At 64.5% G+C, this 9,187-nt stretch carries 4 protein-coding genes; all 4 read left to right on the top strand.

Features of this window, described 5'->3' with window-relative positions; genetic code table 11:
- Positions 1 to 390 precede the first annotated feature (390 nt).
- The 4 genes from AC2VOP_RS04725 (at position 391) to otsB (ending at position 9,156) form a co-directional block, all read left to right on the top strand.
- The gene (locus AC2VOP_RS04725; protein ID WP_486959867.1) at positions 391 to 2,433 is read left to right on the top strand and encodes an erythromycin esterase family protein; all 2,043 of its coding nucleotides are present in this window, start codon (positions 391 to 393) and stop codon (positions 2,431 to 2,433) included.
- A gap of 236 nt (positions 2,434 to 2,669) precedes the next feature.
- Positions 2,670 to 4,316, top strand: a complete 1,647-nt coding sequence (locus AC2VOP_RS04720; RefSeq protein ID WP_486959869.1) for a sensor histidine kinase — start codon at positions 2,670 to 2,672, stop codon at positions 4,314 to 4,316.
- Between the two features lie 200 nt (positions 4,317 to 4,516).
- Entirely contained in the window at positions 4,517 to 5,437 is a 921-nt protein-coding gene (locus AC2VOP_RS04715; protein ID WP_486959866.1) for a universal stress protein, read from the top strand.
- Entirely contained in the window at positions 5,434 to 9,156 is a 3,723-nt protein-coding gene (otsB, locus tag AC2VOP_RS04710; RefSeq protein ID WP_486959865.1) for a trehalose-phosphatase, read from the top strand. Before AC2VOP_RS04715 ends, otsB begins: the two co-directional genes overlap by 4 nt.
- Positions 9,157 to 9,187 lie beyond the last annotated feature (31 nt).

Genomic DNA, 9,187 nt, shown 5'->3' with positions numbered 1-9,187 from the left:
CTCAACGTCCTGTGGGCCATGCTGCGCGACCACCAGGCCTATCAACCCACCACACCTAACGCCGCGGCGGCTTGACAACTTCATTGAGAATCTCCTTAGGTGGATGGGGGTTTTGTGGATTTGATGCTTCCGATTCCACTCGCCTGTCCGGTCACCGGGGAGGGTCAGAAGTCCTCATACCATAGGGATGTTCGTCGCTATCATGTCCGGCACCGATCGCGCGGGCGGTGAACACTGGTTCGCCCGCCCCGGGATGCCTCCTCAATACGCTGACAAACGGCCCTGGCCAACCGGGACTTCGGCCCCTTTCGCGGCAATGGCGCCGGGCGGTGAGATCGGTGTTGTCAGTCGTCAAGCAGCAGGAGACGACACGACGGAGGTGAAGGCGCCATGACCAGAGCAGCTGTCAGCAAGCGACAACCGCGGCGGATATTTCGTGACCGCAGCGAGGCCGGTCAGGTCTTGGCTGGTCTGCTCGACGCATACCGGGGCCGAGACGACGTCATCGTGCTCGGTTTGGCACGGGGCGGAATCCCGGTCGCCTGGGAAGTGGCGGCCGCGCTACAGGCACCGCTGGACGCTTTCATCGTGCGCAAACTTGGCGCCCCCGGCCACGAAGAATTCGCGGTGGGCGCGCTGGCCAGCGGGGGACGGATTGTCGTCAACGACGACATGGTGCGCGGCCTGCGAATTACACCGCAGCAACTACGCGACGTCGCCGAACGTGAAGGCCGGGAGTTGCTCCGCCGCGAGGCGGCCTATCGCGGCGATCGTCCACCTGTCGAGGTGGCCGGCCGGACGGTCATCTTGGTCGATGACGGGCTGGCCACCGGTGCCAGCATGTTCGCGGCGGTGCAGGCATTGCGAGATGCCGAGCCGGCGCACATCGTGATCGCGGTTCCGGCGGCTCCCGAATCGACCTGCCGGGAGTTCGCCGGCCTTGTCGACGACATGGTGTGCGCCACCATGCCCACACCGTTTCTCGCGGTCGGCGAATCCTTTTGGGACTTCACCCAGGTCACCGACGAGGAGGTTCGCCGGCTGCTCGCTAAGCCGACCACCCGGCCCCGCGTGGACGGTCCGGTGGGGCGGGCTCCGGCGGATGTGGTCGGCCGCGCGGCTGTTGACGCCCCGGCCGGGGTGCCGCCGCCGGCCGTACTAGCCGAGCTGATCGGCGACGCGCGCATCGTGTTGATCGGCGAGAGCTCGCACGGCACCCACGAGTTTTACGGGGCCCGCGCCGCCATCACGAAATGGCTGATCGAGGAGAAGGACTTTTGTGCGGTCGCTGCGGAGGCGGACTGGCCGGACGCCCACCGGGTCAACCGCTACGTCCGCGGCTTGGGCGAAGACCATAGCGCCGATGCGGCATTGAGCGGATTCGAGCGTTTCCCGGCCTGGATGTGGCGCAATGTGGTGGTCCGCGACTTTGTCGACTGGCTGCACGCTCACAACCGACACCGCAGATCAGCCGACCAGAACCAAACCGGTTTCTACGGCCTTGATCTGTACAGCCTGCACCGCTCGATCCAGGAAGTGATCAGCTACCTCGACACCGTCGATCCGGCCGCGGCGGCGCGGGCGCGCACCCGCTACGCGTGCTTCGACCACGCCTCCGGCGACGACGGCCAGGCCTACGGTTTCGGTGCGGCGTTCGGTGCCGGCCCGTCGTGCGAACGCGAAGTGATCTCGCAGTTGGTCGAGATGCAGCGCAACGCGTTTACCTACGCGCAACGGGACGGGCTGATCGCTGCCGACGAGCTGTTCGACGCCTTGCGGAACGCCCAGACGGTCCGCAACGCCGAGGCGTACTACCGCACCATGTTCAGCGGACGCGTCACCTCATGGAACCTGCGGGACCAACACATGGCCCAGACCCTGGACGCGCTGCTGGAGCACCTGGACCGCAGTCTCAGCACGTCGCCGGCGCGAATCGTGGTGTGGGCTCACAATTCTCATGTGGGCGATGCCAGGGCGACCGAGGTGCACGGTGACGGCCAGCTCACCCTCGGTCAACTCGTCCGCCAGCGATACGGCGGTGCAGCGGTGCGCCTGATCGGGTTCAGCACGTACACCGGTACCGTCACCGCTGCCAGCGAGTGGGGCGGACCCGCCGAGCGCAAGGTCGTGCGGCCGGCGCTGAGCGGCAGCATCGAAGAACTGCTCCACGAAACCGGCAGGAAGAACTTTCTGGTGTCGACGCTCGGCGGCTCCGAAGCGACCGGCCCGCTTGGTACCGTGCGGCTGGGCCGCGCCATCGGCGTGATCTATCAACCCGCAACCGAACGGCAAAGCCACTATTTCCACGTCCGACCCGCAGATCAATTCGACGCGATGATCCACATCGATCAGACCCGGGCGTTGGAACCTCTGGAGGCGACGAGTTTGTGGATCGCCGGGGAAACACCCAAGACCTACCCGACCGGTCTGTAGCCGTCGACAACCCGGCACCGGCGAGCCGATTGAAGCTCGCCATAAGCATCGTCCGTCGGCCGCGGTTATGGCAGTATGGCGACGAACGGACATGCCATTGTGTCTGCTCATCCACGCGGTAACTACCTGTATGACGACACCGGCATCTGTCCGCTCAGCGGGAAGTGGGTTGGATGGCCAGCGGCGATGGCGAATCGGCATTCAGCAGGCTCGGCAAGCGGGCGCTGATCGGCGACATGCACCAGCAGCTCGACGAGCTGGCGGCCGCGCGCGACCACATGGAGCAGTTGCTGGAGGTGATCGTCGGGCTCAGCTCCGACGTCGACCTCGATGCCACACTGCGCCGGGTCGTGGTGGCGGCGATGACGTTGACCTCGGCCCGCTACGGCGCACTTGCGGTACGCGACCACGACGGCACCCTCACCTCCTTCGTCAACGCCGGGATTCACCAGGAGACCATCCGGCGGATCGGACACCTTCCGGTCGGAAAGGGTGTCTTGGACGTGTCGCTCGTCCGCACGCATCCGCTGCGCCTGGACGATCTGACCACTCACCCGGCGGCGGTCGGGTTCCCCGAGCACCACCCCGCGATGCATGCCCTGCTCAGCGTGCCGATCATCATCCGGGGAACACTGTTCGGCAACCTGTACCTGACCCACGACCAGCCGTCGAAATCGTTCACCGAAGCCGACGAAGCCGTCGTCGGTGCGTTGGCGTGCGCAGCGGCGGTCGCCGTCGACAACGCACGAACGGTCAAACGGCTGCGCACGGCGACGCAGTGGATTGAGGCCAACCGGGAAGTCACCATCGCGCTGCTTTCCGACACGGATTCTCACTCCAGGCCGCTGCAGGTGATAGCCGAACGTGTCATCGCGCTGACGCAGGCCGAACAGTTGATCGTGCTTGTGCCGACCGATCGCGACCTCCCTGGAGAGACGACGAGCCTGACCGTAGCAGCGGCCGCGGGCTTGCACGCGGAGGAGGTGATCGACCAGCAGGTTCCAGTGGACGGCTCTACCATCGGCGGTGTTTTCCGCTCCAGCGCGGCGGTGATCACCGAGTCGTTCAATGCCCCGATTCCGGGGTTCACCGATGTCGGTCAACGTTCGGCGATCGTGGTGCCGCTGCGCACCGACGGCGAAACTCTGGGGGTGCTGGTCGCCGCCCGTAACCCGGACCGGCCAGCCTTCGACGACAACGACCTGGGCTTGGTGGGCGACTTCGCCAACCGCGCCGCGATCGTGCTCATGCTGGCCATTAACCGCCAGGCCAGGCAAGAACGTGACATCCTGGTCGACCGCGAGCGCATCGCCCACGACCTGCACGACCATGTCATCCAGCAGTTGTTCGCCGCCGGACTTGACCTGCAGGGCACTATCGCCCGGACCCGCTCTCCGGAGGTCATAGCGCGGCTGGACCGCACGGTCGACGACCTGCAAAACGTCATCGCCGAGATCCGCGCCACCGTCTTCCGGCTCAAATCCCGGCCGGCTCGCGATAGTGGTTTTCTGCAACGCATGCAGCATATGGTTGGCCGCTTGACCGAGAACCGCGACATCGTCACCACCGTGCAGGTCGACGGGCCGATGATGGACGTCGACGGTGAGCTTGCCGAACATGCCGAAGCAGTGATCATGGAAGCCGTCAGCAATGCATGCCGCCACTCTGGTGCTAGTCGACTGACCGTCGAGGTCAGCGCTGCCGACGGACTGAGCATCGTGGTCACCGACAACGGCCACGGAATTCCCGCTGGCAATCAGCGTCACAGCGGCCTCGCCAACATGCTGGATCGGGCACAGCAAGTCGGCGGCACCTGTCAGATCAGCTCACCACCCGAAGGCGGCACCCGGGTACAGTGGACCGCTCCGCTGGCCGCTCACTAGAGCGCGCGGCACTCGACTCCGAACTGTCGAGAGGCCAATTGTCCCGCGATGGAGGCCCAACGACTTCTGCCGAATCCTCCGAGTGGGTCATAATGTTACGTCGTACCGGCCGGTCGACCGGCACACCGCTATCGGCACGTTCGACAAGCCAGTGAGCCGAGCGGTTCGACAGTTAACGATGCGTTTGGTGGGAGCACGAAATGTCGGAAGCCAGGACGAGACACGGAATAGTGGTCGGTGTTGACGGATCGGCCGAATCCCATGCCGCCATAGCTTGGGCAACGCGCGAGGCGATCATGCGCAAGGCACCTATCACCTTGTTTCATGTGGTCCCCCCACTGGAAGTCGGATGGCCCGACGGTCGAGGAAACTCTGCTATCTCTGACTGGCAAAACGATGCGGCGCAGGAGGTCATCGCAGCAGCCCGCAGCGTAGTCGACTCCAGCCGGGGTGACGCATCGCTCGACGTTCGCACCGAGGTGGCTTATGCCAAGGTGGCGCCGACGTTGATCGATGCCTCCAAAGATGCCTGGATGATCGTCGTCGGCAGTACGGGGTTAGGCGCCATCGGTCGCCTGCTGCTGGGCTCGGTGAGCACGCGCCTGATTCGTCACGCGCACGGCCCGGTTGCAATAATTCACACCGGTCAGGATTTCGCTCACGATGCACCCGTGGTGGTAGGCATCGACGGTTCGCCCGCCTCACACAAAGCAACAGAGCTGGCGTTTGACGAAGCCTCCCGCCGAGGGGTACAGCTGGTGGCGTTGCATGCCTGGAGTGACGTCGGGGGGTTCCCGATCCTCGGTCTGGACTGGCGCGATTATTACCAACAGCGGGGACACGAAATCCTCGCAGAACGCCTTGCGCTGTGGCAGGAACGATATCCTGATGTGCCTGTCCAGCGGCGTGTGGTCGATGGCCAGCCAGCCCGCTGGCTCTTGCAGGCGGCCGAGAAGGCTCAACTAGTGGTGATGGGCAGCCATGGCCGTGGTGGATTCACCGGCCAGCTTTTAGGGTCGGTCAGTTCCGCGGTCGCCCAGGCCGCGGGGATTCCGGTGATTGTCGTCCGCCCGCGGTTGACCACGAAATCCGCAAAGGCTCCGCCTGCGGCACCGTCATGACCGTCAGGGGGAGGCCGGTCACGATCGACAGGCGGTATCACGACGCAGTCATCTTCGACCTCGACGGCGCGGTGACCGACACCGCGCCGATTCACCCCGCGGCCGGGAGGACGCACTTCGGCTCGATGATCACGCTGGCGCATCGGCTTCGGGAATCCGGCATTGCCACGGCAGTCTATTCCGCCAGCCTCAACTGCGAACGAGTTCTGCACGCCGCTGGTGTGGGTGATCTCTTCGGTGCTTGTGTCGACGGCGTCGTCGCCGACCAGCTCGGGCTGCCCGGGAAACCGGATCCGGCGGTGCTCGTGGAGGCGGCGAACCGACTGGGGATGCGGCCTGATCGTTGCGTGGTGGTCGAGGATGCCGAAGCGGGTGTGCGTGCGGGCCGCGACGGTGGGTTCAGCCTGGTGATCGGTGTCGACCGCATCGGGCGTGCCGATGCGCTGCTGTCTTGCGGTGCCGACACGGTGGTCGCCGACCTCGCCGAGGTCACGGTGCGAGGCGGTGATGCCGAAATCACGGCTCTTCCCGACATTCTCCAGGTCTGTGTCCCGCTGCAGATGCTGGCCGTTGCTCGACGTCCGGTGATCTTTCTCGACTTCGACGGCACCCTTTCCGAGATCGTCGACGACCCTAGGTCGGCGACGCTGGTTGACGGCGCTGCGGCGGTGCTGGAAAGACTGGCGGCTCAATGCCCGACCGTCGTCGTCAGCGGCCGCGACCTGGAGGATGTCCGTGCCCGGGTCGGGGTAGGCGGGCTGTGGTTCGCGGGTAGTCACGGCTTCGAGTTAGTCGGTCCGGATGGGGGCCACCACCAAAATGCTGCTGCGGCAGCAGCGGTTGGCCCGCTGGCGCAGGCCGCAGTGCGCTTGCGGGAGTCGCTGTCCGGTGTCACCGGTGTCATGGTCGAGCACAAGCGCTTCGCCGTTGCCGTGCACTACCGCAATGTCGAAACCGAATTGATCGATGGTGTGACCGCAGCGGTGCGCAGGCTCGCACACAGCGACGGCTTTCGGGTGACTAACGGCCGAAAAGTCATCGAACTTCGCCCCAACGTTGATTGGGACAAGGGAGCAACGGTGGGTTGGATCCTGAAGCGCATTGCTGCAGATCAACCTGGGACGAACGGATGGTTGCCCATCTATGTCGGTGATGACCTCACCGACGAGGACGCCTTCGATGCTGTGCGCTTCAACGGCGTAGGAATCGTGGTGCGTAGCGACGAAGCGGGCGACCGGCCGTCTGCGGCCACATTCAGCCTCGACGGCCCTACTGCGGTATGCGAATTCGTTCGGCGGTTCACAGATGACCTCACCGGAATGACAGCAGAACCCGACGAGTCGTGGTTCTTGGTATTCGAGGGTTACGAAGCGGACCACGAGCTGCTGCGCGAGGCATTGTGCACGGTGGGAAACGGCTACGTCGGGGTTCGTGGCTGCGCGCCAGAGTCGTCCGCAGGCACGGTGCATTACCCCGGTACGTATGTCGCTGGGGTCTACAACAAGTTGACAGATCAGGTAGCCGGGCGGGTCGTCGAAAACGAATCCTTGGTCAATCTGCCCAACTGGCTGCCGGTCACCTTCCGGGTGGACGGTGGGGAGTGGTTCGACATCGATCGAACTGACGTGCTGCAGTATCGTCAGACTCTGGACTTGCGTCGGGCGGCGATGACCCGCGAGCTGCGATTCCGAGACATAGCAGGCCGTGTCATAACGATGGCCCAGCAGCGGTTCGCCTCCATGGATCAGCCGCATGTGGTTGCGATGCAGACCACCATCTGCGCCGAAAACTGGTCCGGGGCGGTGGAATTCCGGTCAATGCTGGATGCGAACGTGGACAACAGTCTGGTGGACCGTTACCGCTCCTTGTCCAGCACACACCTCACCGCATCGCGGCTAGCCGAAGTAGCACCCGACTCAGTTCTGGTGCACACCCGAACGGTGCAGTCGGATGTGTCGATCGCACTGGCAGCCCGTAGCACGGTGTGTTCCGACGGTGTCCCCATCGATGCGCGATATCGGTTCGTGCACGAACCGGGCCGCTGTGGCCACCACATCGAGGTTAGCCTGGCGGCTGGGCAGACGGTGGTTCTGGAGAAGGTCGTGACGATCTTCACCGGCCGGGATACGGCGATATCAGAGCCGGCCAGCGACGCGCAGCGCTGTCTGCGCGCACTGGCAGGGTATGCGGATCTGCATCGGGACCACGTTCGCGCCTGGAGAAGGCTCTGGGAGCAGTTCGATATCGATGTGGGCAATAACGCGGAATCGCTGCGGACCATTCGGCTGCACACCCTGCATCTGTTGCAGACCATTTCACCGCACACCACCGATCTGGATGCTGGGGTGCCCGCTCGAGGACTGAACGGTGAGGCCTACCGCGGCCATGTCTTCTGGGACGAGCTGTTCATTATTCCGGTGCTGACCCTGCATCAGCCGAACCGGACGCGCTCGCTGCTGCACTATCGCTACCGACGACTGCCCGAGGCCTGCCGGGCAGCACGCAAGGCGGGCTATCTCGGCGCGATGTATCCCTGGCAATCGGCCAGCGACGGCAGCGAGGCAAGCCCGCAACTGCACCTCAATCCGCGGTCGGGTCGCTGGCATCCAGACCCCAGCGCACGCGCACATCACGTGGGCCTTGCCGTCGCATACAGCTTCTGGCAGCACTACCAGGCCACCGACGACCGAGGCTACCTGCTTGAGTGCGGTGCCGAAATGTTGGCCGAGATCGCACGCTTCTGGGTGAGCCGGGCCAGCCTGGACGATAGCCGCGGTCGGTACGTGATCCGCGGGGTGATCGGCCCCGACGAGTTCCACTCGGGCTACCCGGGCCGACCGTACGACGGGATCGACAACAACGCCTACACCAACGTGATGGCGGTTTGGGTAATCATGCGCGCCGTAGAGGCTCTCGATCGGCTGTCGCTGCGCGGTCGGCTTGACCTTCTGGAGAAGATTGGTCTGACAACCCAAGAACACGACCGGTGGCTTGACGTGAGCCGGCGCATGTTCGTCCCCTTCCACGACGGTGTGATCAGCCAGTTCGAGGGCTACTCGGAACTGGCAGAGCTGGATTGGGACCGCTACCGGCAGCGGTACGGGAACATCCAGCGGCTTGACCGCATCCTTGAGGCCGAAAACGACAGCGTGACCAACTATAAGGTGTCCAAGCAGGCCGATGCACTCATGCTGTTTTATCTACTGTCGTCCGAGGAGTTGCTGGGCATTCTCGGCCGGCTTGGCTACCATTTCCGCCCGGAGCAGATCCCGCGAACAGTCGATTACTACCTGGCGCGGACATCGCACGGTTCAACCCTCAGCGCGGTGGTGCATTCATGGGTTCTCGCCCGCGCCAATCGGCACAATGCCCTGAACTACTTCGAACAGGTGCTGAAGTCCGATATCGCCGACATCCAAGGTGGCACCACTGCGGAAGGGATCCATTTGGCGGCCATGGCAGGCAGCCTCGACCTGTTGCAACGGTGCTTCACCGGTCTGGAGCTGCGTAACGATCGGCTGGTCCTCGGCCCGCACTGGCCCGAACCACTCGACCCGCTCCAATTCACGTTCACCTACCGCCGGCACCGTCTTCAGCTACGGATCAGCGGGCGAAGCGGCGTCCTTAGCGCCGAAGCGGGCGACACTGAACCGATCGTGGTTGAATGCCGCGGGCGGGTTTACCGTCTTGGGCCCGGTCAGAGCATCACGGTCGGGTAGCGCCGGCGGGGCAGCGTCCCCGGTGGCCGTG

The sequence above is a fragment of the Mycobacterium sp. TH-M106 genome, assembly GCF_057473765.1.
The sequence above is the reverse complement of the archived record's forward strand: the minus strand, read 5'-3'. Positions and strand labels throughout refer to the sequence as shown.

Coding starts and splice junctions, on each gene's coding strand:
- AC2VOP_RS04725 (WP_486959867.1), top strand. CDS start 391: ATGACCAGAGCAGCTGTCAGCAAGCGACAACCGCGGCGGATATTTCGT.
- AC2VOP_RS04720 (WP_486959869.1), top strand. CDS start 2,670: ATGCACCAGCAGCTCGACGAGCTGGCGGCCGCGCGCGACCACATGGAG.
- AC2VOP_RS04715 (WP_486959866.1), top strand. CDS start 4,517: ATGTCGGAAGCCAGGACGAGACACGGAATAGTGGTCGGTGTTGACGGA.
- otsB (WP_486959865.1), top strand. CDS start 5,434: ATGACCGTCAGGGGGAGGCCGGTCACGATCGACAGGCGGTATCACGAC.